The 24,822-nt window shown below is 60.2% G+C and carries 18 protein-coding genes and 1 other RNA gene; 8 read left to right on the top strand and 11 right to left on the bottom strand.

Going from position 1 to position 24,822, the window contains the following annotated elements; all coding sequences use genetic code 11:
- Positions 1-501: hypothetical protein (locus ACIPZC_RS14225; RefSeq protein ID WP_400627578.1), on the top strand; the 501-nt coding region annotated here is incomplete at its 5' end.
- A 482-nt stretch (positions 502-983) separates the two neighbouring features.
- Here ACIPZC_RS14225 and ACIPZC_RS14220 read toward each other — a convergent pair.
- The 8 genes from ACIPZC_RS14220 to ACIPZC_RS14185 form a co-directional block, all read right to left on the bottom strand.
- Positions 984-1,661 carry an MAE_28990/MAE_18760 family HEPN-like nuclease gene (locus ACIPZC_RS14220; protein ID WP_400627576.1) on the bottom strand — a complete coding sequence of 226 codons (678 nt, stop codon included), beginning with the start codon at positions 1,659-1,661 and terminating at the stop codon, positions 984-986.
- A complete protein-coding gene (locus ACIPZC_RS14215) occupies positions 1,658-2,782 on the bottom strand; it encodes a DUF262 domain-containing protein (protein WP_400627574.1) in 1,125 nt (374 codons plus the stop codon). The genes ACIPZC_RS14220 and ACIPZC_RS14215 overlap by 4 nt, the downstream gene beginning before the upstream one ends.
- A 9-nt stretch (positions 2,783-2,791) precedes the next feature.
- Positions 2,792-3,916 (bottom strand): hypothetical protein, encoded by a 1,125-nt coding sequence (locus ACIPZC_RS14210; RefSeq protein ID WP_400627572.1) that lies wholly within the window; start codon positions 3,914-3,916, stop codon positions 2,792-2,794.
- Positions 3,917-4,406: 490 nt separating this feature from the next.
- Positions 4,407-4,503, bottom strand: an RNA gene (gene ffs, locus ACIPZC_RS14205) — signal recognition particle sRNA small type.
- Between the two features lie 199 nt (positions 4,504-4,702).
- Complete coding sequence (ligA, locus tag ACIPZC_RS14200) at positions 4,703-7,033, bottom strand: NAD-dependent DNA ligase LigA (RefSeq protein WP_349976136.1); 2,331 nt, start codon at positions 7,031-7,033, stop codon at positions 4,703-4,705.
- A 275-nt stretch (positions 7,034-7,308) separates the two neighbouring features.
- Positions 7,309-8,193 (bottom strand): cell division protein ZipA, encoded by an 885-nt coding sequence (gene zipA, locus ACIPZC_RS14195; RefSeq protein WP_241804510.1) that lies wholly within the window; start codon positions 8,191-8,193, stop codon positions 7,309-7,311.
- A gap of 204 nt (positions 8,194-8,397) precedes the next feature.
- Positions 8,398-11,886: a chromosome segregation protein SMC gene (gene smc, locus ACIPZC_RS14190; protein ID WP_400627569.1), complete on the bottom strand. Its 3,489-nt coding sequence runs from the start codon at positions 11,884-11,886 to the stop codon at positions 8,398-8,400.
- Positions 11,887-11,889: 3 nt separating this feature from the next.
- Positions 11,890-12,549 (bottom strand): GntR family transcriptional regulator, encoded by a 660-nt coding sequence (locus tag ACIPZC_RS14185; RefSeq protein WP_267817593.1) that lies wholly within the window; start codon positions 12,547-12,549, stop codon positions 11,890-11,892.
- Between the two features lie 267 nt (positions 12,550-12,816).
- Between ACIPZC_RS14185 and xdhA the strand changes: the two genes are divergently transcribed.
- From xdhA to guaD, 4 genes are all read left to right on the top strand, one after another.
- The gene (gene xdhA, locus ACIPZC_RS14180) at positions 12,817-14,271 is read left to right on the top strand and encodes a xanthine dehydrogenase small subunit (RefSeq protein WP_241804513.1); all 1,455 of its coding nucleotides are present in this window, start codon (positions 12,817-12,819) and stop codon (positions 14,269-14,271) included.
- Complete coding sequence (gene xdhB / locus ACIPZC_RS14175) at positions 14,264-16,663, top strand: xanthine dehydrogenase molybdopterin binding subunit (protein WP_400627566.1); 2,400 nt, start codon at positions 14,264-14,266, stop codon at positions 16,661-16,663. The genes xdhA and xdhB overlap by 8 nt, the downstream gene beginning before the upstream one ends.
- Before the next feature lie 116 nt (positions 16,664-16,779).
- Complete coding sequence (gene xdhC / locus ACIPZC_RS14170) at positions 16,780-17,625, top strand: xanthine dehydrogenase accessory protein XdhC (protein WP_267817599.1); 846 nt, start codon at positions 16,780-16,782, stop codon at positions 17,623-17,625.
- Positions 17,626-17,635: 10 nt separating this feature from the next.
- Positions 17,636-18,940: a guanine deaminase gene (gene guaD, locus ACIPZC_RS14165; RefSeq protein WP_400627563.1), complete on the top strand. Its 1,305-nt coding sequence runs from the start codon at positions 17,636-17,638 to the stop codon at positions 18,938-18,940.
- Here guaD and aqpZ read toward each other — a convergent pair.
- Together aqpZ and ACIPZC_RS14155 are read right to left on the bottom strand one after the other, a co-directional pair.
- Positions 18,937-19,635 carry an aquaporin Z gene (gene aqpZ, locus ACIPZC_RS14160; protein ID WP_400627561.1) on the bottom strand — a complete coding sequence of 233 codons (699 nt, stop codon included), beginning with the start codon at positions 19,633-19,635 and terminating at the stop codon, positions 18,937-18,939. The genes guaD and aqpZ overlap by 4 nt on opposite strands.
- A gap of 217 nt (positions 19,636-19,852) precedes the next feature.
- Positions 19,853-20,608, bottom strand: coding sequence for a GntR family transcriptional regulator (locus ACIPZC_RS14155; protein WP_400627559.1), 756 nt, complete (start codon positions 20,606-20,608; stop codon positions 19,853-19,855).
- A 284-nt stretch (positions 20,609-20,892) separates the two neighbouring features.
- Between ACIPZC_RS14155 and ACIPZC_RS14150 the strand changes: the two genes are divergently transcribed.
- A complete protein-coding gene (locus ACIPZC_RS14150) occupies positions 20,893-22,242 on the top strand; it encodes an NCS2 family permease (protein WP_372490345.1) in 1,350 nt (449 codons plus the stop codon).
- 374 nt (positions 22,243-22,616) lie between these two features.
- Here the strand turns inward: ACIPZC_RS14150 and uraH are convergent, their stop codons facing one another.
- Entirely contained in the window at positions 22,617-22,970 is a 354-nt protein-coding gene (gene uraH / locus ACIPZC_RS14145) for a hydroxyisourate hydrolase (protein ID WP_012315443.1), read from the bottom strand.
- Positions 22,971-23,347: 377 nt separating this feature from the next.
- On the opposite strand from uraH, the gene puuE reads away from it, so the two are divergent.
- Together puuE and uraD are read left to right on the top strand one after the other, a co-directional pair.
- The gene (gene puuE / locus ACIPZC_RS14140) at positions 23,348-24,274 is read left to right on the top strand and encodes an allantoinase PuuE (RefSeq protein ID WP_027592956.1); all 927 of its coding nucleotides are present in this window, start codon (positions 23,348-23,350) and stop codon (positions 24,272-24,274) included.
- Entirely contained in the window at positions 24,274-24,789 is a 516-nt protein-coding gene (gene uraD / locus ACIPZC_RS14135; protein WP_241804519.1) for a 2-oxo-4-hydroxy-4-carboxy-5-ureidoimidazoline decarboxylase, read from the top strand. Before puuE ends, uraD begins: the two co-directional genes overlap by 1 nt.
- Positions 24,790-24,822 lie beyond the last annotated feature (33 nt).

The following is a 24,822-nucleotide window of genomic DNA, read 5'->3' as shown; positions in this document are numbered from 1 at the left end:
CATCATGCAGGGCTGGCTCCAGAAGGAAATCGGGAGCACAGCATCGGGCATCAGGTAAGCGCTTTGAATGTGGGGTTCATGGAGCACTTACAAAGAAATCGGGAGCACAGCATCGGTAATCAGCTGAGCGCTTTGAATGTGGGGTTTATGGAACGCTTACCTTACGCCTGCGTTAGTGACACACCCCAATACAGGATCTTCACGCGGTTGCGCGGCTTGTTGAGGAAGACGAAAAGCACTGGGTCGAACACCGCCACCTTGATATCGAGTTTCGACCAGCGCGGCCAGGCCATCGATGGATTTTCGAAAGTCGACGGGCTTGGGGTAGAGGTACACTATTTCGACTATGGCGTCGGGTCGCATCATGGTCGGCGAGCCCCAGAAAGAAATAGGGAGCACAGCATCGGGGATCAGGTAAGCGCTTTGAATGTGGGGTTCATGGAGCGCTTACGGAAAAGATTGCCCGTCGCGATGCTGCCCGTGCGAGAGCTTGGGCCGTAGGCAATGGAGCCGCAGTGGAGGCTAAGAAGGTGAATGCTGACAATCGAGCTGATGCTGTCGCTCACCACATCAAGGCGTGCCTGTACGATGGCTGCACTTCGCTTGCTGCCATCGCTCAGTGCCTCAACTCAAAGGGTGTTACCACGGCTCGGGGCAGTGCATTTCAACCTATGACCGTATCCCGCCTAATGGCCCGTCTTGAGCTGTCATTCGCCACTAGCAGTTCACAGCGCTTGGGTTTTCGTACGGGGCGATCGTCGTCGCTCCGTGTCGTGCTGCCCTGTCCCATCAGATATTCTGAAATCGTGCTGTACAGCTCGCTATGGGCCAGCCAGAAGCGTTAACCACAGCCCCGCATCGAGGCTACCAATAGAAGATCAGGCAAGCGCGAGATTGCGTGCGTGCTCTACGCCCCACACTAAAACACGCTTCATAGACTCGGCCATAAAAATCAGCTCTTACAGTTCACGCTTCTGACACACCTACCTGCGGAATTGCTCATTTCCAAAAGCTGTGGTCAGTCGCCGGGAAACCCCCTCAATTACTGATCGACAGCACTCTAAAAACACTTGATAGTCTGCATCTTCAATACCTTGCTTCCGCTTTCCATGAGCAATATCGTTACGTACATTTAGAAGTCTATTGAGCGGTGCATACACTTCGCGAAGATCAGTATACGCAAGCCCAACTTGAAAAAGCATTTTTTCAATAACCTCTCGCCCAACGTTGTTTTCTGTATTGATGTAGTCCTCACCAATAAAAACCGGGTGTTCGTAAAAATTCTCAATACTTGAAACAAAATCCATTTCACGAGCAAAGCTATGCAGATGCTTGTCTTCCGGCAAGCTATTTATAAAGAATGCACTTTTTTTATTGACATCCTTAAGAGCTTTAAATTCTTTAGAAAAAGCAGCAGCGGCGATAGCAGAACTGACATCCTTGCATTTCAAGAACTGGTTATTTATTTGATCAACGTAAAGCGAGAAGGCAAACTTTACAAATCCCTCCACATGAGCATAGAGCAAACAAACGATAGAGCGACGCACTCTTTGTCGGTCCGTCAAGCCCATCGTCTCTTGAACGTTATGGAGAAACCTTATTTCTGACTCACGCCAGTCTCGCTCCATCTCGATTTGTTCTTGAAATATTGCCAGAGTCATAATTTCAACTCAGCCAATTTTTTTTCAACTATGCCAATTCTGCTCGCCAGTTGACCAGGTGAGTTTTTTCCGCCACCTGTGGTTTGAGCAATAAATTCGTCATCGCACTTAATCTCCATCAACTTAGCATTGATGGCCGCTAGCTGAAGAGCATTACCCAAATCGATTTTCGGGAGATAGGGCTGCAAGCCGGTACAGATGGCCTCAAAATGGTAAACTGCAAAGTTAGATTGAATTCCGGTCTTGCCCGACCGCCCGAAGCTTTTCTCACCCAGAGTCTGTTGTAGCAGGGAAAATACCGTGTCGAACCCGGCTTCTTCCGCAGCATAATCGAAATCGACATCCGACTCTGGATCAGATACCTTCTCCATGTACTCCGTTAGAAAATCAGAAACATCATGGACAAATTTGCTCTTATAATTTTTTAGGGCAAAGTACCTCAAAACCAATTCCTGATCGAAAGCACCAAGCTTTTGCTGCTCAGAAATCCTCTTGGTGCAGACTACAAAATCATTCTTCTTGCTCAACTTTATAATAAAATCAATGAAGGTCGAGTCAAGCATTCGAATAGTACAATTACGCAACTGCTGGCTTGTTAATGCTTCACCACCAGTATTTAAACGCTTGAACATATGATAGCGAAATTTGTTGTCGCTACCCTTACGAACCACCTCGACGCGCACAAACGCTCGCTTTAGGCGTATCTTCAACGCTGTTGGCAACGCTTCATACGTGAGACCGTTCAGGTCCTCAACAATATCACACTCTTGGAGCTTAAGATTGTCACCCTTGCGAATCGGCTCAAGAAGGTGGGGAGCATCAAGCTTCCCCCGAAGATGAAGATAGGAAGAGAAACGCTGAAGCCCATCAATTAACTGATACTTACCATTGTCGTCTTCGACAACATAGATCGGTGGAACGGGCATTTCGAGCAGCAATGACTCAATGAAGCGGGACTGTGCACCCTGGCTCCACCGGAACAACCGCTGGTAGTCTGGGTTAATATCTAGTTCGCCGTCCGCATGCATATCTAACAACTCATTGAAGGACAGGTCAAGGCTTTGGGTATGAACCTTTTCGACCTTGGACTCCAACGCGAGTATCAAATCATCCTGAGCCATTCTGTTTCCTCACTTAGCCAATACCAGTACACTTTCATAAGCGGTACTCTGCTTTCTGTAGCTCTTACTTCGACCGTTTATATTGACCATATTTTGCTTACTTTCAAAGTCATGCCGCTGCTGCAATTCCAATCCATATAATTGCCCCAACTCGATAATGATCCCAGGCAAGTCGCAGTGCAGGTCTTTGTAAAATGAGTCCTGAACAACACAAACAAACGAAGCTCCACGCTTCATCACCCTACTCACTTCGAGCAAAGACTTGGCAAGCGCTGTAAAGTACTGTACAAAATTCTTATAGTAATATGTGGCAGATGCTTTCGAAGAATGGGATTTCACGGCATCCAAAAACTTAGCACACACACAACCGAACTGCTCATGACATAGACTATCGGCCATTTTCGGAACCGTAGTGGTTCCCATCAAAGCCCGCCTGATTTTATCGGACTCATCAATGATCAATCCGGACACAATTGCCAACTCCGGCATAGTAGCTACGCCATAGTCAATTCTCGTGCAGTACGGGGGCGAAGTGAGCACTAAGTCAACGCTCATATCCGGCAAAGGCAGTTGCTCAGACGACGCAATGAGAAGCGAAGCACGCCTCTCATCCCAGTCATGCTCATTGAGGTGCAGCCCATTTATCATTTCATTTACGATAGTCAAAAAGCGCGATTTGAATTTCTTCCAATTCACATCAACCTTATCGCATTCACTCTTGGGTTTCTTTATCCAAGTCGGATTAGACGGAATAAAGTCCTTCAGATATCCACGCACGCAATTGAATAGAGCTGTATAGAGAACACAATCACTTGCAGATAGCGAATTGACTTTATCTGCAACACTTTTATGCACCGCACCATCAAGAATTAGGCGCTCGACTTTTCGTATAGCACGCACACCAGCATGTAAAAACCACTGCCTGAGAGGATCGGCCTCACTTACGCCGCCTATACGGACAGTCGAAATCTTAGCAAGCTTCTGTTCAATCTTCTGAACGTCGCTACTCGTGGACTGCTTTGCTCTGGCTATGACTTTCATCACAGGATTTAAGTCAACACCGATAGAATCATAACCCGCTATTGACGCCATCAGTGAAGTCGTGCCAGCACCATTCCATGGATCCAGGATCACGGATGAGTCAGTGAGCCCAGCCCCCTGGATGACATTCATAGCGAACGAATGAGAGTACCCCGCATAATAGTTATACCAATGCGGCTTGTCCTGAATCTCTTCGTTAACTCTTTTTGGATTGATTACTAACAAATTCTATTCAACTCGGATTCAACCTTCTCCGTTACGCATCAGTAATCTCGAAACTCCTGCATGACTTTCGATGCTACAAATCCATCCCGGCAACCTGTCTTTACTGGACACAACTATACGCTGCTGGACCGGAAATCCAATGCTCTGGTACTTTTTTTTCGATGATCACAAAGGAGAATCTTGTGCGCCTATGCCATAAAGCGGCAGAACAGTACACAACAGAGGGTAGTAGCCCAAACGGAAAGGATCTAAAATGGCAAGCACAGTGCACCACCTAGGTGTACCTAAACGTTGTCACACTTTGAGATTTTTGAGCGAGAAATCCCTGAGAATTCAAGGACTTGCGTAATGGAGGCGGCCCCACCAGCCACACCCCGGCACTCGATGTTCCCGCTATGGCTGCTCCCTTCCGGGCCTGACCAGGTTAACGGGTAATCAATGCGGGGGGACCGATGGGGCCACCACTACGCGGCTCGCCAAGTAGCGAGCCGCGCCATTGTACCGGTCTGGGGCGAAGTTACAACCTTTAACCGGAGAAAAAGTCATCATTTCTCAATGACTTGTCCAGATCAAGGGGCCTGGCCTGGCCTCATCGCCGGCAAGCCGGCTTCCACAGGGGCTGCGCCGAGCCTGGGGGCGATGAGGCCTGGACGATCAGATGGCAATGCCCTGCTCGCCCAGAAACACGACGAACGCGTCCTCATCCAGTACCTTGACCCCGAGTTCACTGGCCTTGGCCAATTTGGAGCCCGCGCCTGGGCCAGCGACCACGCAGTGTGTCTTGCCCGACACCGAACCGGCCACCTTGGCACCCAGACTTTCCAGCTTCTCCTTGGCGATATCGCGGCTCATACGCTCCAGCGTGCCGGTCAGCACCCAGGTCTGGCCAGCCAGGGGCAAGCCCTCGGCGACCTTCTTCTGGCTGGTCCAGTGCATGCCGAACGCCAGCAACTGAGCTTCGATGTCTCTGGCCAGCTTTTGGTTGGCCTCCTCCTTGAAGAATTCGCGCACGGCTTCGGCCTGTTTCGCCGCCAGTGCCTGGCGCAGGTCGATGCCATCGGCGGCGATGATCTTTTCCAGGCTGTCCAGCTTGGCTACCAGCTTCTGCGCGCCGGTTGGCCCGACCGAAGGGATGTCGAGCTTGGCGATCATCCCGGCCAGGGTGGTGCTCGCAGCGAACTCTGCCGCCAACTCGCCTTCGTCCTGCAACTGCATACCGCAAGCGAGCAACTGCTCGATGACCTTGCAGTTGTGTTCGTCTTCAAAGAAGTTGTGGATCTCGTAGGCCACTTCCAGACCAATGTCCGGCAGGTACGTCAGCACCTGCGGCAACGCCTGCTGCACCCGCGCCAGGCTGCCCAGCGAGCGGGCCAGCACCTTGGCGGTCTCCTCGCCCACGTCCGGAATGCCCAGGGCATAGATGAAGCGCGCCAGGCTCGGGCGCTTGCTGGCCTCGATGGCATCCAGCAGCTTCTTGCTGGAGACTTCGGCGAAACCTTCCAGACCGACGATCTGCTCGAACTGCAGTTTGTAGAGGTCCGCCGGCGAACCGATCAGGCCTTCGTCCACCAACTGCTCGACGCTCTTCTCGCCCAGGCCGTCGATATCCATGGCGCGCCGCGAAACATAGTGAATGATCGCCTGCTTGAGCTGGGCGCCACAGGCCAGACGGCCGACACAACGGTACACCGCGCCTTCGCTGGTGGTTTCCTTGCCTTTGCTGCGCTTGACCAACTGGGTGCGCTCGACCTGGGAACCGCACACCGGGCACGCGCTTGGCACCTGCACCGGGCGGGCGTCTTCAGGACGGCGGTCAAGCACCACCTGCATGACTTGCGGGATCACGTCACCCGCACGGCGGATAATCACCGTATCGCCGATGCGCAGGCCCAGGCGGGCAATCTCATCCATGTTGTGCAAGGTGGCGTTGGACACGGTCACGCCAGCCACCTTGACCGGCCTGAGGCGTGCGACCGGCGTGACCGCCCCCGTACGCCCGACCTGGAATTCGACATCCAGTACCTCGGTGAGCTCTTCCATGGCCGGGAACTTGTGGGCGATGGCCCAACGCGGCTCGCGGGCGCGAAAACCCAGCTCGCGCTGGGAGGCCAGGCTGTTGACCTTGAACACCACCCCATCGATTTCGTACGGCAGGCTGTTGCGCCGTTCGCCGATGTCGCGGTAGTAAGCCAGGCACTCCTCGATACCGGCCGCATGCCTGAGCTCACGACTGATCGGCAGGCCCCATGCTTTGAGCTGTTCGAGGATACCAATATGGCTCTCGCCAATGCTTGCCGATACCTGACCAACGCCATAGCAGCAGAACTCCAGCGGGCGGCTGGCGGTGATTTTCGAGTCCAACTGGCGCAGGCTGCCGGCAGCGGCGTTGCGCGGGTTGGCAAAGGTCTTGCCACCGGCCTCAGCCTGGGCCGCGTTGAGGCGGTCGAAACCCGCCTTGCTCATGAACACTTCACCACGCACTTCGAGCACCGCCGGCCAGCCTTCGCCCTGCAGCTTGAGCGGGATGTTGCGCACGGTACGCACATTGGCGCTGATGTCTTCGCCGGTGGTGCCGTCCCCCCGGGTCGCACCCTGCACCAGCTGGCCATCGCGGTAGAGCAGGCTGACCGCCAGGCCGTCGAGCTTGGGCTCGCAGCTGTAATCGACCGCGCCCGGCTGGTCGAGACCCTCCACCACACGGCGGCCGAATTCACGCAGGTCGGCTTCCTCGAAGGCGTTGCCCAAGCTGAGCATCGGCACTTCGTGGCGCACCTGGCTGAACGCGGCCAGGGCGGTACCGCCGACGCGTTGAGTGGGCGAGTCGGGGGTGACCAGGTGCGGGTGTTCGGCTTCGAGCGCCTTGAGTTCGTTGAACAAGCGGTCGTATTCGGCGTCCGGTACGCTGGGCTCGTCGAGTACGTAGTAGCGGTAGTTGTGCTGGTCGAGCTCGGCGCGCAGCGCGTGGATTCGGGATTCGGCGTTCATTCTTCAGGTTCTCTTGCGAAGCACAAGAGCAGCCCTTGGCTCAACGCCAGTCAGGCAAGCGGTTTGGGGCCGCTCTGCGGCCCATCGCCGACAAGCCAGCTCCCACAGAGATGGCGCAGCGCCAGAGGCCTGCGCTGCGGCTGTGGGGCTGGCTTGGCGGCGATGGGCTGCAGAACAGCCCTGCTCGCACTCACTGATTGGCATCAGCCCTAGGCTGCTCTTGCGCTTGAAACGAAGCGAGCAAGACCAGGGCATGGTCCGCTCGCTCGATGACATCAGCGTTTCTGGGTCAGCGCGCGGCGCTCGAACTCGACGATGCGCTGGCGGTAATGCTCGATGGTCTGGGCGGTCAGCACGCTGCGCTGGTCATCCTTGAGCTCACCATTGAGCTCGTGGGCCAGCTTGCGCGCTGCGGCGACCATCACATCGAAGGCCTGCTTCGGATGGCGCGGGCCTGGCAGCCCGAGGAAGAAGCTGACCGCGCGCGTGCTGAAGTGATCGATGTCGTCCAAGTCAAAGATGCCGGGCTTGACAGCGTTGGCCATGGAGAACAGGACTTCGCCGTGACCGGCCATGCTTTCATGGCGATGGAAGATGTCCATCTCGCCGAAGCGCAAACCACTTTCAAGAATGTTCTGCAGCAGCGCCGGGCCCTTGAAGCCACCTTCATCACGCGAGATGACGCTGATCACCAGCACCTCTTCGACCGGTGGCAGCTCCTTGGCAGCACTGCCCGCGGCAGCAAAACCACCGTTGCGGTTGTTATCGGCAGCGAAATCATCGTCGGCATCGGCGAACAAGTCGGGCTCGCGCGGCTCGGCCACCAGGTCCAGGTCGCCCTGCGGCTGCACTTCAGCGGCACGCTTGCCACGCTTGCTGGCCTTGGCCGGTTTCTGCTCGCGCTCACGCTCACGCGCCGGCGCACTGAGCGACGGCAGGTCGCTTTCATCCAGCTCCGGCTCCTTCTGGGTATCGAGCACACGCGACGGGCCCAGCACCTCAGCGCTGCCTTCCTCGTCCGGGAGGTTGGAATAACTGCGATCCAGACGGAATTTCAACTTGCCTTTTCCGCCGCGCATGCGGCGCCAGCCGTCGAAAAGAATACCGGCGATGACAATGATGCCGATGAGGATCAGCCACTCGCGCAGACCGATTTCCATGTAATCCCGTGCCTCTATAAAAATATGCTTGAAAACAAAGGCTTCAAAGCCCTTTAACACGTGGCGCCAACTCTATGTTCTGACAGGCGTTTTACCCACGCATAAAACGAGTGACATTAAGCTAGCACGACCAAAGACAACTTTACACCGTCTGTCGCACATGGCGGGGGCATTTACCTGCACATTCCGCCTTCTCTTGGCTCATCAGGCGTCGACCATGGCCAGTGCCTCCTCCACATCCACTGCAACGAGACGTGAACACCCAGGCTCGTGCATGGTCACCCCCATCAATTGATCCGCCATCTCCATGGCAATCTTGTTGTGCGTGATGTAGATGAACTGCACGCTTTCACTCATCTCCTTGACCAACCGGGCATACCGGCCGACGTTGGCATCGTCCAGCGGCGCATCGACCTCGTCGAGCATGCAGAACGGTGCGGGGTTCAGCTTGAAAATGGCAAACACCAGCGCCAATGCGGTCAGTGCCTTCTCGCCGCCGGACAGCAGATGGATGGTGCTGTTCTTCTTGCCCGGCGGGCGCGCCATGATCGTCACCCCTGTATCGAGTAAATCTTCGCCCGTCAGTTCCAGATAAGCGCTGCCACCACCGAAAACTTTTGGGAAAAGTGCCTGTAATCCGGCATTTATCTGATCAAAGGTATCCTTGAAGCGGGTGCGGGTTTCCTTGTCGATCTTGCGGATGACGTTTTCCAGCGTCTCAAGCGCCTCGACCAGATCGGCGTCCTGGGCATCCAGGTAGCGCTTGCGCTCGGATTGCTGTTCGTACTCCTCGATCGCAGCCAGGTTGATCGCGCCCAGGCGCTGAATACGGGCGTCGATCTGCTCCAGTTCCTGCTCGGTGCCCTGTTCGCTGGCCTCGGCCTCGACAGTGGCAAGCACACCCTGCAGGTCGTAGCCGTCGGCCAACAATTGCTCCTGCAAGGTCTTGCGCCGCACATCCAGCCCCTGGCACTCCAGGCGCAGCTGCTCGAGCTGGCCGCGCAGCAACTGCGCCTGCTGCTCGGCCTGGGTGCGGCGCTTTTCGGCGTCGCGCAGGGCGCGATCGGCGTCGTCCATGTGCAGGCGCGCCTGGCGCATTTCTTCGTCGACGCTCATGCGCCGCTCAAGCAGTTCTTCCAGCTTCAGGCGCAGCTCTTCCAGCGGCGCCTCGCCCTCTTCCAGGTTCAGGCTCAACTGCTCCTGCCGCTCACTCAGGCGGGCCGCCTGTAGCTCCAGGCGCTCCAGTGCCTGGCGGGTCGAGTCGTGCTGGGCGCGCAGCGAACCCAGGCGCACAGCCAACTGGTGGGCATGATCCTTGTGCTGGCGAGCTTCCTGGCGGACCCGGTCAAGGCCTTCGCGCAAGGTATCGCGGCGGGCCATCAACTGTTCGCGTTGCTCGGTGTCCTGGGCCATCAGATCCAGAGCCTCCTGCAGCACCAGGCGGGCTTCGCCCAGTTGCTCTTGCTCCAGGGCGCGCTGCTCCTGAAGTTCGCTCAATTCTTCCTGCAGCCGGCGCCGACGCAGCTCGACCTGTTCGGCACGGGCCCGGCCTGCCGAAAGGCTGGCCTTGAACTCGCCATGCTGGCGGCTTTCTTCCTGGGTGCGCCGGCGCAGCTGCTCGCGCTGCTCTTCCAGGCCCAGTTGCTGCTCACGCAAGGCTTGCAGCTGCTGCTCCGTCTGTTCCAGCGTAGCTTCCAGCTCCAGCTGTTCCTGGCCGAGGCGCTCGATTTCCTGCGCCCGCGCCAGTACCCCACCCTGGGCTTCGCTGCCGCGGCTGACGCGCAGAAAATGCCGACCAACCCAAAAGCCGTCGCGGCTGACCACGCTCTGGCCTTCGCCAAGGCCGGCGCGCTCAGCGAGGGCTTGAGCCAGGTCTTCGACTGGCCGCACCTGGGCCAGCCAAGGGGCCAGGTCGGTGGCCCCCTCGACCTTGTCGAGCAAGCTGCCGGGCCGGCGCGCACCTTCATGCCCCGCCACCAACAGACGCAACTCGCCTTGCTCCAGCCCGGCAAAATCCAAGCCGTTGAAGCCGTCCACCAGCACCGCTTGCAGGTCAGCGCCCAATACGGTTTCCACCGCCAGCTCCCAACCCGTCTCCACACGCAACCCTTGCGCCAGGCGTGGCCGCTGCTCCAGCCCTTGCTCGCGCAACCAGTCCGCAGCTCCTGCACCGGGTTCGAGCGCAGCCTGTTGCAACGCCTCCAGGGATGCCAGGCGGCCGCCCAGGCGCTGCAAGTCGCCTTGCTGTTGCTGCTGAGCCTGGGTCGCCTCCTGCAATTGCGCGCGCAGGCCCTCCAGGCGCTCGACCACCTGTTCTTCAGACAATTGCAGCTCTTCAAGCAGCATCTCGCTGGCAGCCAACTGCTCGGACAGCTCCAGCATGGCGCTTTCCTGCGGGTCAGCGCCCAACTGGTCGCGTTCCTCACCCAACTTGCGCTGGCGCTCGGCCAAGCGCTCCAGGCTGGCTTCCAGTTGCTGCAGGCGCGACTGCTGCACTTCGGCCTGGCGCCGCGGCTCGGCAGAGCGGGTGTTGAAGCTGTCCCACTGCTCCTGCCAGCCGTGCATGCCCAGCTCGGCCTCTTCGAGGGTGGCGGCAGCCTCTTCGGCTGCGGCCAGGGTCATTTCCTGCTCCGGTTCGAGCATCGCCAGCTCTTCACCGAGGGTCGCCAGCAGGGTGCGGTCATGCCCAAGGTGCGACTCGGTTTCCTGGCGCGTGCGCTCGGCTTCCTTCAGGTCATCCTGCAATTGGCGCAGGCGCTGCTGACCGTGCTGAATGCTCTGCTCGACCCGGGCGATGTCGCCGGCCACCGAATAGAAGCGGCCCTGCACCTGGTTGAAGCGCTCGGACAGCTCATGATGGCCGTCACGCAGCCGCTCGATGCTCGCATCGGCGTTGCGCTGTTCGGCCACCAGCGCCTCATGCGCCACATCCTGATCGCCGATCACCGACTCGCGCTGGCGCACGCGCTCATCCAGATCACGCCAGCGCAGCGCCGCCAGACGCGCTTTGAGCTGACGCTCCTGCGCCTTGTACTCACGGTATTTCTCAGCGGCCTGCGCCTGGCGGTGCAGGCGTTCGAGCTGGCGCTCAAGCTCATCGCGCAGGTCGGTCAGGCGCGCCAGGTTCTCCTGGGTGCGGCGGATGCGGCTTTCGGTTTCGCGGCGGCGCTCCTTGTACTTGGAGATGCCCGCCGCCTCCTCGATGAAGTTGCGCAGCTCCTCGGGCTTGGCCTCGATCAGCTTGGAGATCATGCCCTGTTCGATGATCGAGTAGCTGCGCGGGCCCAGGCCAGTGCCGAGGAAGATGTCGGTGATGTCGCGGCGGCGGCATTTGGTGCCGTTCAGGTAATAGGTGTTCTGCCCGTCACGGGTGACCTTGCGGCGGATGGAGATTTCCGCGTAGGCGGCATATTCGCCCAGCAGCGTGGTCTCGCTGTTGTCGAAGACCAGCTCGATGCTGGCCTGGCTGACCGGCTTGCGGCTGGTGGAGCCATTGAAGATGACATCGGTCATCGACTCACCGCGCAGGTTCTTCGCCGAGCTTTCGCCCATCACCCAGCGCACCGCATCGATGATATTGGACTTGCCGCAACCATTGGGGCCGACCACGGCGGCCATGTTGCTGGGGAAATTGACGGTGGTCGGGTCAACGAACGACTTGAACCCAGCCAGGCGAATGCACTTCAGGCGCATCGGTCAGCCTCGGGCCAGCGCCGCCAGCACCAGCTCGCAACTGCGCTGGCAATAGGCGGTGAGTACCTCGCGGATGCGCGGCAGTTCACGGGCCACCACGGCGTCTAGCAGGTGGGCGAACAGGTCAAGGTAATCGAGCATGTTGGCTTGGCGCTGATCGAGGGCCAGATAATAGGCTCGGCTCATGGCCGGCTGCAGGTTTTCGACGGTTTCCTGCAGGTAAGGATTGTCGGCGAACGGATAGGCGGCGCGCATTACAGCAAAACTGTCGGCGACGAAGGCTTTGATGTCACCCCGTTCACGGGCCTGCTGCAGGCGTTGCTGGATGTCCAGAAACGGGCGCAGGTCTGCATCGAGGCGCCATTTCTGGGCAACGGCATTACCCAGCAGAATGTAGAACTCGCCCATGAGGGCACACAGGCTGCGCACACTGCGTTCGTCGAGCCGGGTCACATGAGCGCCGCGGCGCGGCAGGATCGCAACCAGATGGCGACGTTCGAGGATCAACAACGCTTCACGCACCGAGCCGCGGCTGACATTCAGCGCCTGGGTGACCTTCTGCTCCTGGATGCGCTCACCCGGCGCGAGCTCGCCGCGGATGATGCGTTCGGCCAGGTAGTCGGCGATCTGCTCGGAGAGGCTGTCCGGCGCCTTGAACGTCATGGTTTTCCTTCGAAATCATTGAACTGGGCACAAGTGGGCGATTGTAGCGCAATTGGCCAGCCGTCGCGCAGAGGAGCGACAGCCTTTATTTGTGCTGCCAGGCAACGGTAAAGGCGGCCCGATCTATGCTTTATATATCGGCAGGCTGGGCGGCCAGACCTTCGTGCGGAGAATTTCTTGACCCTTAAGTCAGAAAATTATTGACCAGCGTGTCAGCTCTGCTTATTGTCCGCTCAACAACAATAAAACCATTGCGAGGCCATCCCCGTGATCCAGTTTCTCGTCAACCAGGAGCTGCGCAGCGAGCACGCCCTGGACCCGAACATGACGGTGCTGCAGTACCTGCGTGAGCACCTGGGCAAACCCGGCACCAAAGAAGGCTGCGCCAGCGGCGACTGTGGCGCCTGCACCGTGGTGGTCGGCGAGCTGACCCAGGATGATCAAGGCCAGGACAGCCTGCGCTACCGCAGCCTCAACTCCTGCCTGACCTTCGTTTCGTCGCTGCATGGCAAGCAGCTGATCAGCGTCGAGGGCCTCAAGCACCAGGGCGAACTGCACAGCGTGCAACAAGCCATGGCCGACTGCCATGGTTCGCAATGCGGCTTCTGTACCCCAGGCTTCGTCATGTCGTTGTTCGCCCTGCAGAAGAACAGCCAGGGCCACGACCTGCATCAGGCCCAGGAAGCGCTGGCGGGCAACCTGTGCCGCTGCACTGGCTACCGGCCGATTCTCGATGCCGCCGAACAGAGCTGCCGCCAGCCGTGCCGCGATCAGTTCGACGCGCAGAAGGCCCAGACCATCAGCCGCCTCAAAGCTATCGAGCCGACCCAGACCGGCGAGCTTAACAGCGGCGACAAACGCTGCCTGGTGCCGCTGACCGTAGCCGATCTGGCCGACCTCTACAGCTCGCACCCCGAAGCGCGGTTGCTGGCCGGTGGCACCGACCTGGCGCTGGAGGTCACCCAGTTCCACAAGACTTTGCCGGTGATGATCTACGTCGGCCACGTGGCCGAACTCAAACGCATCGACAAGACCGCCAGCCACCTGGAAATCGGCGCTGCCACACCGCTGACCGATTGCTATGGCGCGCTCAACGAGGAATACCCTGATTTCGGCGACTTGCTGCACCGCTTTGCATCGCTGCAGATCCGCAACCAGGGCACCCTGGGCGGCAACATCGGCAACGCCTCACCGATTGGCGACTCACCGCCCTTGCTGATCGCCCTCGATGCGCAGATCGTGCTGCGCCAGGGCGACCGCCAGCGCACGATGCCGCTGGAGGACTACTTCATCGACTACCGCATCACCGCCCGCCAGGACAGCGAATTCATCGAGAAGATCATCGTACCGCGCGCCAGCAATGACTGGGCCTTCCGCGCCTATAAAGTCTCCAAGCGCCTGGATGACGACATCTCGGCTGTGTGTGGCGCCTTCAACCTGAGCATCGAAGACGGCGTGGTCAGCGGGGTACGCATCGCCTTCGGTGGCATGGCCGCGATCCCCAAACGTGCCCGCGCCTGTGAAGCTGCCCTGCGCGGCAAGCCGTGGAACCAGGCGAGCCTGGAGCGCGCCTGCCAGGCCCTGGCCGAGGACTTCACCCCGCTCAGCGACTTCCGCGCCAGCAAGGAATACCGCCTGCTGACCGCGCAGAACCTGCTGCGCAAGTACTTCATCGAACAGCAAACGCCGCACATCGAAACCCGGGTGACCGACTATGTCTAACCATCACGCCGTCAAGAGCCAGGCCGAGATGGCCGAACTGTTCAGCCAGGACCTGACCACCGGAGTCGGCCGCAGCGTCAAGCACGACAGCGCCGACAAGCATGTGGCAGGCGAAGCGGTGTACATCGACGACCGCCTGGAATTCCCCAACCAGTTGCACGTCTATGCGCGCACCGCCGACCGTGCCCACGCCCGCATCCTGCGCATCGACACCACGCCGTGCTATGCCTTCGAAGGGGTACGCATCGCCATCACCCATGAAGACATTCCAGGCCTCAAGGACATTGGCCCGGTGGTGGCCGGTGACCCGCTGCTGGCCATCGACAAGGTCGAGTTCTTCGGCCAGCCGGTGCTCGCCGTGGCCGCGCGCGACCTGGACACCGCGCGCCGTGCCGCCATGGCGGCGATCATCGAATACGAAGACCTGGAGCCGGTACTGGACGTGGTCGAGGCGCTGCGCAAGAAGCACTTCGTACTCGACAGCCACACTCACCAGCGTGGTGATTCGGCCACTGCCCTGGCCAGCGCCCCGCACCGCCTGCAGGGCACCCTGCATATCGGTGGCCAGGAGCATTTCTACCTGGAGACGCAGATTTCTTCGGTGATGCCCACCGAAGACGGCGGCATGATCGTCTTCTGCTCCACGCAAAACCCTACCGAAGTGCAGAAGCTCGTCGCCGAAGTGCTGGACGTGCCGATGAACAAGGTGGTGCTCGACATGCGCCGCATGGGCGGCGGTTTCGGCGGCAAGGAAACCCAGGCCGCCAGCCCGGCCTGCCTGTGCGCCGTGGTCGCACGCCTGACCGGCCAGCCGACCAAGATGCGCCTGCCGCGCGTCGAAGACATGATGATGACCGGCAAACGCCACCCCTTCTATGTCGAGTACGACGTCGGCTTCGATGACGAAGGGCGCCTGCAAGGCATCAACATGGACCTGGCCGGCAACTGCGGCTACTCGCCCGACCTTTCCGGTTCGATCGTCGACCGTGCCATGTTCCATTCCGACAATGCCTACTACCTGGGCGATGCCACCGTGCACGGCCACCGCTGCAAGACCAACACTGCCTCCAACACCGCCTACCGCGGCTTCGGCGGCCCACAGGGCATGGTTGCCATCGAGCAGGTGATGGACCATATCGCCCGCCATCTGGGGCGCGACCCGCTGGCCGTGCGCAAGGCCAACTACTACGGCAAGACCGAGCGCAACGTCACCCACTATTACCAGACCGTCGAGCACAACATGCTCGAGGAGATGACCGCCGAGCTGGAAGCCAGCAGCGACTACGCAGAACGCCGCGAGTCGATCCGCCGGTTCAACGCCAACAGCCCGGTCCTCAAGAAGGGCCTGGCGCTGACCCCGGTCAAGTTCGGCATCTCGTTCACCGCCACCTTCCTCAACCAGGCCGGTGCGCTGATTCACATCTACACCGATGGCAGCATCCACCTGAACCACGGCGGCACCGAGATGGGCCAGGGCCTGAACACCAAGGTGGCCCAGGTCGTGGCGCAGATTTTCCAGGTTGACTTCAGCCGTATCCAGATTACCGCCACCAATACCGACAAGGTGCCCAACACCTCGCCGACCGCAGCCTCCAGCGGCGCCGACCTGAACGGCAAAGCGGCGCAGAATGCGGCCGAGATTCTCAAAAAGCGCCTGACCGAGTTTGCCGCGCGGCATTATCAGGTCACCGAGGAAGACGTCGAGTTCCGTAACGGCCATGTGCGCGTGCGTGACCAGATCGTCAGCTTCGAACAACTGGTGCAGCAGGCGTACTTCGCCCAGGTCTCCCTGTCGAGTACCGGCTTCTACCGCACGCCCAAGATCTTCTACGACCGCAGCCAGGCACGCGGCCGGCCGTTCTACTACTTCGCCTTCGGCGCCGCCTGCGTGGAAGTGATCGTCGACACCCTGACCGGCGAGTACAAGATGCTGCGCGCCGACATCCTGCACGACGTCGGCGATTCGCTGAACCCGGCCATCGACATTGGCCAGGTGGAAGGCGGCTTCATCCAGGGCATGGGTTGGCTGACCACCGAAGAGCTGGTGTGGAACAGCAAGGGCAAGCTGATGACCAATGGCCCGGCCAGCTACAAGATCCCGGCCGTGGCCGACATGCCGCTGGACCTGCGGGTAAAGCTGGTGGAAAACCGCAAGAACCCGGAAGACACCGTGTTCCACTCCAAGGCTGTTGGCGAGCCACCGTTCATGCTCGGCATCGCCGCCTGGTGTGCGATCAAGGATGCCGTGGCCAGTATTGCCGGTTACCGCCTGCAACCGAACATCGACGCACCAGCGACACCGGAGCGGGTGCTGTGGGGCTGCGAGCAGATGCGCAAGGCGGTGGCTGCCACCGAGCCTGCAGAGCCGCAACGGGAAACCGTCACACACTGAGGTTGGGTGGGCGCCTGTTCGGGCCCTATCGCCGGCAAGCCCTGCGCTGTACCTGCGGGCACCAGGCTTGCCAGCGACAAGGCTCGAACAGGCCACCTGGAATGAGGAACTGCATCATGCACCAATGGATCAACGCCCTCGCCGACCACCAGTCCCGTGGCGAAGCCTGCGTGCTGGTGACCATCATCGAGGAGCGCGGCTCGACCCCGCGCAACGCAGGCTCGAAAATGGTCGTCAGTGCCAGCGGCCTGTTCGACACCATCGGCGGCGGCCACCTGGAATACAAGGCCCTGCACATCGCTCGGCAGATGCTTGAAGAGCAGCGCAGCACGCCGCACCTGGAGCGCTTCAGCCTCGGCGCCAGCCTCGGGCAGTGCTGTGGCGGCGTCACCGTGCTGCTGTTCGAGCCCATGACCGCTGTGCAGGCGCAAATCGCCGTGTTCGGCGCGGGCCATGTCGGCCGTGCTCTGGTACCCTTGCTCGCCGCCCTGCCCTGCCGGGTGCGCTGGATCGATTCGCGAGAACAGGAATTCCCCGAGCTCATCCCCAACGGGGTGACCAAGGTGGTCAGCGAGGAGCCGGTCGACGAAGTGGCCGAGCTGCCACCTGGTTGCTACTGCATCGTCATGACCCACAACCATCAGCTCGACCTGGAGCTGACCGCCGCCATTCTCAAGCGCAACGATTTCACCTGGTTCGGCCTGATCGGCTCGAAGACCAAACGGGTCAAGTTCGAGCACCGCCTGCGCGAGCGCGGCTTCGACGAGACCGTGATGGCGCGCATGCGCTGCCCGATGGGCCTGGCCGAGGTCAAGGGCAAGTTGCCGATCGAGATCGCCGTGTCCATCGCCGGCGAAATCATTGCCACCTACAACGCCTGCTTTGGCCAGCATGACGCTGGCGTCAATGCGGGCCCCATCGCCCAACTGCTGCCGCCGTCCCGGCGCAGCCAAGCCAATTGACGAGTGAGTTATGACCGCTACCCGCAAAGCCTACCGTGCCGCCATCCTGCACAGCATCGCTGACCCGGCCGAGGTGGGCCTGGACGCGTCCCATGAGTACTACGAGGACGGCCTGCTGGTGATCGACGATGGCCGCATCAGTGCACTGGGCCATGCCAGCGAACTGCTGCCGACGCTGGATGCCGACATCGAAGTGGTGCATTACCAGGACGCCCTGATTACCCCTGGCTTCATCGACACCCACATCCATTACCCGCAGACCGGCATGATCGGTTCCTACGGCGAACAGCTGCTGGACTGGCTCAACACCTATACCTTCCCCTGTGAAAGGCAGTTCGCCGACAAGGATCACGCCGACAACGTCGCGAAAATCTTCCTCAAGGAACTGCTGCGCAACGGCACCACCACGGCCCTGGTGTTCGGCAGTGTGCACCCGCAGTCGGTCAATGCACTGTTCGAGGAGGCCGAGCGCCTGGACCTGCGGATGATCGCCGGCAAGGTGATGATGGACCGCAACGCGCCCGACTACCTGACCGACACCGCCGAAACCAGCTACACCGACAGCAAAGCGCTGATCGAGCGCTGGCACGGCAAGGGCCGCCTGCACTACGCAGTCACCCCGCGCTTCGCCCCCACCAGCACCCCGCAGCAGTTGAAGCTTGCCGGGCAGTTGCTCAAGGAGCATCCGGGCGTCTACATGCACACGCACCTGTCCGAGAACCTCAAGGAAATCGACTGGGTCAAGGAACTGTTCCCTGAGCAGAAAGGTTACCTGGACGTCTACGACCACTTCGAACTGCTCGGCGAGCGCTCCGTTTTCGCCCACGGCGTGCACCTGTGCGACGACGAATGCCAACGCCTGTCCGAAACCGGCTCGGCAATCGCCTTCTGCCCGACCTCGAACCTGTTCCTGGGCAGTGGCCTGTTCAACTTGCCCCAGGCCGAACGCTTCAAGGTAAACGTAGGCCTGGGCACCGACGTCGGCGCCGGCACCAGCTTCTCGCTGCTCAGTACCCTGAACGAAGCGTACAAGGTCATGCAGCTGCAGGGCGCGCGCCTGCACCCCTACAAATCGCTGTACCTGGCCACCCTCGGCGGCGCCCGTGCGTTGCGCCTGGATGACCGGATCGGCAGCCTGCGCCCCGGCAACGATGCCGACTTCGTGGTGCTCGACTACAAGGCCACGCCGCTGCTCGACTACCGTATCCAGCAGTCGGGCAGCATCGAAGAGACCTTGTTCGTGCTCGCCACCCTGGGCGACGACCGCACCGTGCGCGAAACCTACGCCGCCGGCCGCTGCGTGCACCAGCGCTAAGGCGCTTTGGCCAACCCCCGGTACAGTGCGCCGCCGATCGCTGCCCCGATCAGCGGCGCCAGCCAGAACAGCCACAGTTGCTGCAAGGCCCAGCCACCGACGAACAGCGCCGGCCCCGTGCTGCGCGCGGGGTTGACCGAGGTGTTGGTCACCGGGATCGAGATCAGGTGGATCAGCGTCAGGGCCAGGCCGATGGCGATGGGGGCAAAGCCCGCCGGTGCCCGGGCGTCAGTTGCGCCCATGATCACCACCAGGAACATCGCCGTCATCACCACTTCACTGACAAAACCCGCGCCCAGCGAGTAACCGCCTGGCGAGTGGTCGGCGTAGCCATTGGACGCCAGGCCCGCCGACAATTCGAAGCCGGCCTTGCCGCTGGCGATGAAGTAGATCACCGCAGCCGCGATGATCGCACCGATCACCTGAGCGATGACGTATGGCAGCAACTCTTTGGCCGGAAAACGCCCGCCCACTACCAGCCCGAAGGAAACAGAAGGGTTCAGGTGGCAACCGGAGATGTGGCCGATGGCGAATGCCATCGTCAGGACGGTAAGACCGAAAGCGAAGGCGACACCGAGAACGCCGATGCCGAGGGGAGAGCTGGCTGCGATTACCGCACTGCCGCAGCCGCCGAGTACCAACCAGAAGGTGCCGATCAGCTCGGCACCCATACGTTTACCCAGAGACATGGTCATGGACCTTTCCTCAAGAAGTGGAACGCAACGGATGCGCAAGCCCAACTGCTTGATGAAGGTTTGCCCACAAGAATTTAGCAGACCTTTGAACAATGACCAGCAACAACGAGGGCCGCATGGCGCCCATCGCCGGCAAGGCGACCCCCGCACAACCTCACGGGAGCCGGATTGCCGGCGACAGGCCGCGAAGCGGCCCCTCATTCAGCCAGGCAAACGATCAACCCTTCAGCGAGACCTTGGGCTTTCTCAGCAGGTGCGAAAACACCGCATGAAGGTCGTCCGAGGCGCTCTCCTCGTCCAGGTTGAGCTTGCTGTCGATATGGTCCATGTGATGCATCATCAGGCTGACCGCCTGCTCGGCATCACGCGCCTCGATGGCATCGATCAGTTGCGTGTGCTCGTCATAAGAGCAGTGCGAGCGGTTGCCGCTCTCATATTGGGCAATGATCAGCGATGTCTGCGACACCAGGCTGCGCTGAAAACTGACCAGCGGGGCATTGCCGGCCGCCTCGGCCAACTTCAAGTGAAACTCCCCGGACAGCCGGATGCCGGCACCCCGATCACCACGCGAGAAGCTGTCACGCTCTTCACGGACCATGTGCCGCAATTCGTTGAGCTGCTCGACGGTGGCGTGCTGCACGGCCAGTTCGGTGATGGCGCGTTCGACCATGCGCCGCGAGAAGAACACCTGACGGGCTTCTTCGACCGTCGGGCTGGCCACCACGGCACCACGGTTGGGGCGCAGCAGCACAACGCTTTCGTGGGCAAGGCGCGACAGGGCACGGCGGATGATGGTGCGGCTGACGCCGAATATCTCGCCCAGCGCTTCCTCGCTCAACTTGGTGCCCGGTGCGAGTCGCTGCTCGAGGATCGCCTCGAAGATGTGCGCATAGACGATATCGTCCTGGGTACCGCTGCGGCCAGCCTTGCCGGCACGCGCAGGTTTCTTCAGAGGTTGCAGCTGTTCGTTCATGGGCTCTCGAGGCACGAAGGAAAGTATGGCGGCATTGTACACAAGCTGAGCCGTTTCTGCAGGTGGGGTTTTATCTATATAGCTGATGTGCGGCATATGATGCGTACAAAAAATAAAACATTATTTGCTTTCTTTGTACACAAAAGCATAATCCATCGGGCAACTTCTTGACCCGTAAGTCAACAAAGCGGCGTCAGACGTCTGCCATCCCTCGCGGAGCCGCCAAGTGCATTGCGCAGGTCACTGGCTCCAAGAACAACAAGAAAGACTTGAGGAGTATCGCTGTGGAAAGCCGCAAATCCGACGCACCTACGCTGGATCTCGCTCCACCGCTCGAAACGAGCTGGCTGGAGCGGATTTTCAAACTCAAGCAACACGGCAGTACTGTCAAAACCGAAATGATCGCCGGGGTGACCACCTTCATCACCATGGCGTACATCATCTTCGTCAACCCGAACATCATGGCTGACGCCGGCATCGATCACGGCGCAGCCTTCGTTGCCACCTGCATCGCTGCGGCCCTGGGCTGCCTGCTGATGGGCCTTTATGCCAACTGGCCAGTGGGGCTGGCGCCAGGCATGGGGCTCAACGCCTTCTTCACCTACACCGTGGTCGGCACCATGGGCTACAACTGGGAAACGGCTCTGGGCGCGGTGTTCGTCTCGGGCGTGCTGTTCATGTTCCTGACCTTGTCGAAAGTGCGCGAATGGTTGCTGAACAGTATTCCGGTCAGCCTGCGCCATGCCATGGGGGCCGGCGTCGGATTGTTTCTCGGGCTGATCGGCCTGAAGACCGCAGGCATCATCGTCGACAGCCCCGCCACGCTGATCAAGCTGGGTTCGCTGCATGAGCCTGGCCCTTTGCTGGCGGCACTGTGCTTCCTGTCGATTGCAATCCTCAGCTACAAGCGCGTGTTCGGCGCCATCCTGATCAGCATCATCGGCGTCACCCTGGCCGGCTGGGGCCTGGGCCTGGTGAAGTTTGGCGGGGTGATGTCGATGCCGCCGAGCCTGGCACCCACCTGGATGGCCATGGACGTGGCCGGCGTGTTCAACGTGAGCATGATCAGCGTGGTGCTGGCGTTCCTCTTCGTGCACATGTTCGACACCGCCGGTACCTTGATGGGCGTCGCCCAGCGGGCCAACCTGGTGGCGCCGGACGGCCGCATCGAAGGCCTGTCGAAGGCTTTGAAGGCGGACAGCGCGTCCAGCGTGTTCGGTGCCGTGGTTGGCGTGCCACCGGTAACCAGCTATGTGGAAAGTGCCGCGGGCGTTGCCGCAGGCGGCCGTACTGGCCTGACCGCGGTGGTGGTTGGCCTGTTGTTCGTGGCGGCGATGTTCTTCGCACCGCTGGCCGGGATGATTCCAGCCTACGCGACTGCAGGTGCGCTGATTTACGTGGCCATGCTGATGATGGGCAGCATGGCGCACATCCATTGGGATGAAGCCACCGACAGCATTCCGGCGATCGTCACGGTGATCATGATGCCGCTGACCTTCTCGGTCGCAGACGGTATTGCCCTGGGTTTCATCACCTACGTGGCGCTGAAGGCCGGTACTGGCAAGTACAAAGAGATCTCGGCCAGCCTGTGGGTGCTGTGCGCGATCTTCATTGCCAAGTTCGTGTTCCTCTGAATTGACACATGCACCAGATCAGGGCGCTTCGGCGCCCTTTTTGTGCTGTCGGCTTGCCGGCGATCGGCCGCAAAGCGGACCCAGATGCTCGCGGGCCCCGCCGAGCGCGCTCGGGCTATTACAGGCCCGCTAAGGGGGCTGCTGCGCAGCCCATCGCCGGCAAGCCGGCTCCCACCCCGACCGCGCTGTTCTTCAGGCCTGCGCTTTACCTGTGGTAGCAACGGTCTTACCCGTTTCTAAAAGTCGGCGCAATCCAGGTGGGAGCCGGCTTGCCGGCGATGAGGGCGCAGGGGAAAACACAAAACAGCAGACGAAAAAAAGCCCGCCAGTGTGAGAGCGGGCCAAGGACCTACGAAGATTCTTCTAGCGACCAACTAGCTCCCACGATAGGTCGAATAGCTATACGGCGAGATCAGCAGCGGCACATGGTAGTGCTCCTGCTTCTCGTCGATGCCAAAGCGCAGCACGACAACATCCAGAAACGCCGGCTCCGGCAGTTGTACGCCGCGAGCACGGTAGTAGGCGCCAGCACTGAACTGCAGCTGGTAAACGCCAGTGCGGTAATCGTCACCCTGCAGCAGCGGCGCGTCCACGCGGCCGTCACTGTTGGTCAGGGCGGTGTTGACCAGCTCAAGCTGCTGGCCTTCGACACGGTACAGCTCGACCTTGATCGCGCTGCCCGGGCAACCGTGAGCTGCATCCAGTACGTGTGTAGTCAAACGTCCCATTGCTTGTCGCCTCTTGTTCAATCTGTGGGCAAAAAATACACAGCCATCCGCACGGCAAACAACCTGCGACGGGCGGGAATAGCGTTATTAAGACATTTCATCGAAAGATTGTACACAATTTTTTGAGCCCTTCCGCCAAGGCCCGGTCAAACGGGTCAATAGTCGCAAAATCAAGCGCTGTGCCGTTGCCAATCTGATTAACTGACCAATCAGGCAGGTTTCTTGCAACAGATTCTCAGGCGACAAATGGGAAGAAATGCGGAAAAACAGGCTTACAAATGATTTCAGAAGTTGTATACAATCAGCCCATCCGGTGGTGCGACATCCCGACGCGGCCCGCCCACACCCCGCACTAACGCACAAGAAGGAAGACTGCAGTGAGCGCTGACTACCCTCGCGACCTGATCGGTTACGGCAACAACCCACCTCACCCGCAATGGCCGGGCAATGCTCGCATCGCGCTGTCTTTCGTCCTGAACTACGAAGAAGGTGGCGAGCGCAACATCCTGCACGGCGACAAAGAGTCTGAAGCCTTCCTGTCCGAAATGGTCGCGGCCCAGCCACTGCAGGGCCAGCGCAACATGAGCATGGAGTCGCTGTACGAATACGGCAGCCGTGCCGGCGTATGGCGCCTGCTCAAGCTGTTCAAGGACAGCGGTGTACCGCTGACCGTGTTCGCCGTGGCCATGGCCGCCCAGCGCCACCCGGACGTGATCCGCGCCATGGTCGAGGCCGGCCACGAGATCTGCAGCCACGGCTACCGCTGGATCGACTACCAGAACATGGATGAAGCCCAGGAGCGCGAGCACATGCTCGAGGCCATCCGCATCCTCACCGAACTGACCGGCGAGCGCCCGGTTGGCTGGTACACCGGCCGCACCGGCCCCAATACCCGTCGCCTGGTCATGGAGGAAGGTGGCTTCCTCTACGACAGCGATACCTACGATGACGACCTGCCCTACTGGGAACCCAACAACCCGACCGGCAAGCCGCACCTGGTGATCCCTTACACCCTGGACACCAATGACATGCGCTTCACCCAGGTACAGGGCTTCAACTGCGGCGAGCAGTTCTTCCAGTACCTCAAGGACGCCTTCGATGTGCTGTACGCCGAAGGCGCCGAAGCCCCGAAAATGCTGTCCATCGGCCTGCACTGCCGGCTGGTCGGCCGCCCGGCGCGCCTGGCCGCGCTCAAGCGTTTCGTCGACTACGCCAAGAGCCATGACCAGGTCTGGTTCGCCCGTCGCGCGGACATCGCCCGCCACTGGCACACCACCCACCCGTACAAGAAAGAGAACGCCTGATGACCGCCTTCAAGACCCTCAAGCCATCGACCCTGGACCGTGACACCTTCGTCAAGGTCTTCGCCGACATCTACGAGCATTCGCCGTGGGTCGCCGAAAAAGCCTACGACCTGGGCCAGCTGGAGGAACTGAACGAGATCGAAGCGCTGCACCAGCGCATGAGCGACATCCTGCTCAGTGCCAACCACGCCGACCAGTTGGCGCTGATCAACGCTCACCCGGACCTGGCCGGCAAGGCCGCCATCCAGGGCGAGCTGACCGAATCGAGCACCAACGAACAGGCCGGCGCCGGTATCCACCAGTGCACCGCCGAAGAGTTCGCCCGGTTCACCGAGCTGAACGATGCCTACAAGGCCAAGTTCCAGTTCCCGTTCATCATGGCCGTCAAGGGCAGCAACCGGCACCAGATCCTCGCCGCTTTCGAAAAACGCATCCACAACGACAGCGATGCCGAATTCAAGGAAGCCCTGGCGCAGATCAACCTGATCGCCCTGTTCCGTCTGCTGCAGCTGTAACCGGCGCGGCAACGTCACAGCTTTATCCAGAAC

It is taken from the genome of Pseudomonas sp. NPDC089743, from assembly GCF_044748785.1.
In the GTDB taxonomy this organism is placed as follows: Bacteria; Pseudomonadota; Gammaproteobacteria; order Pseudomonadales; family Pseudomonadaceae; genus Aquipseudomonas; species Aquipseudomonas putida_X.
Note: the sequence above shows the minus strand (reverse complement) of the source record. Positions and strands in the feature narration are given on the sequence as shown.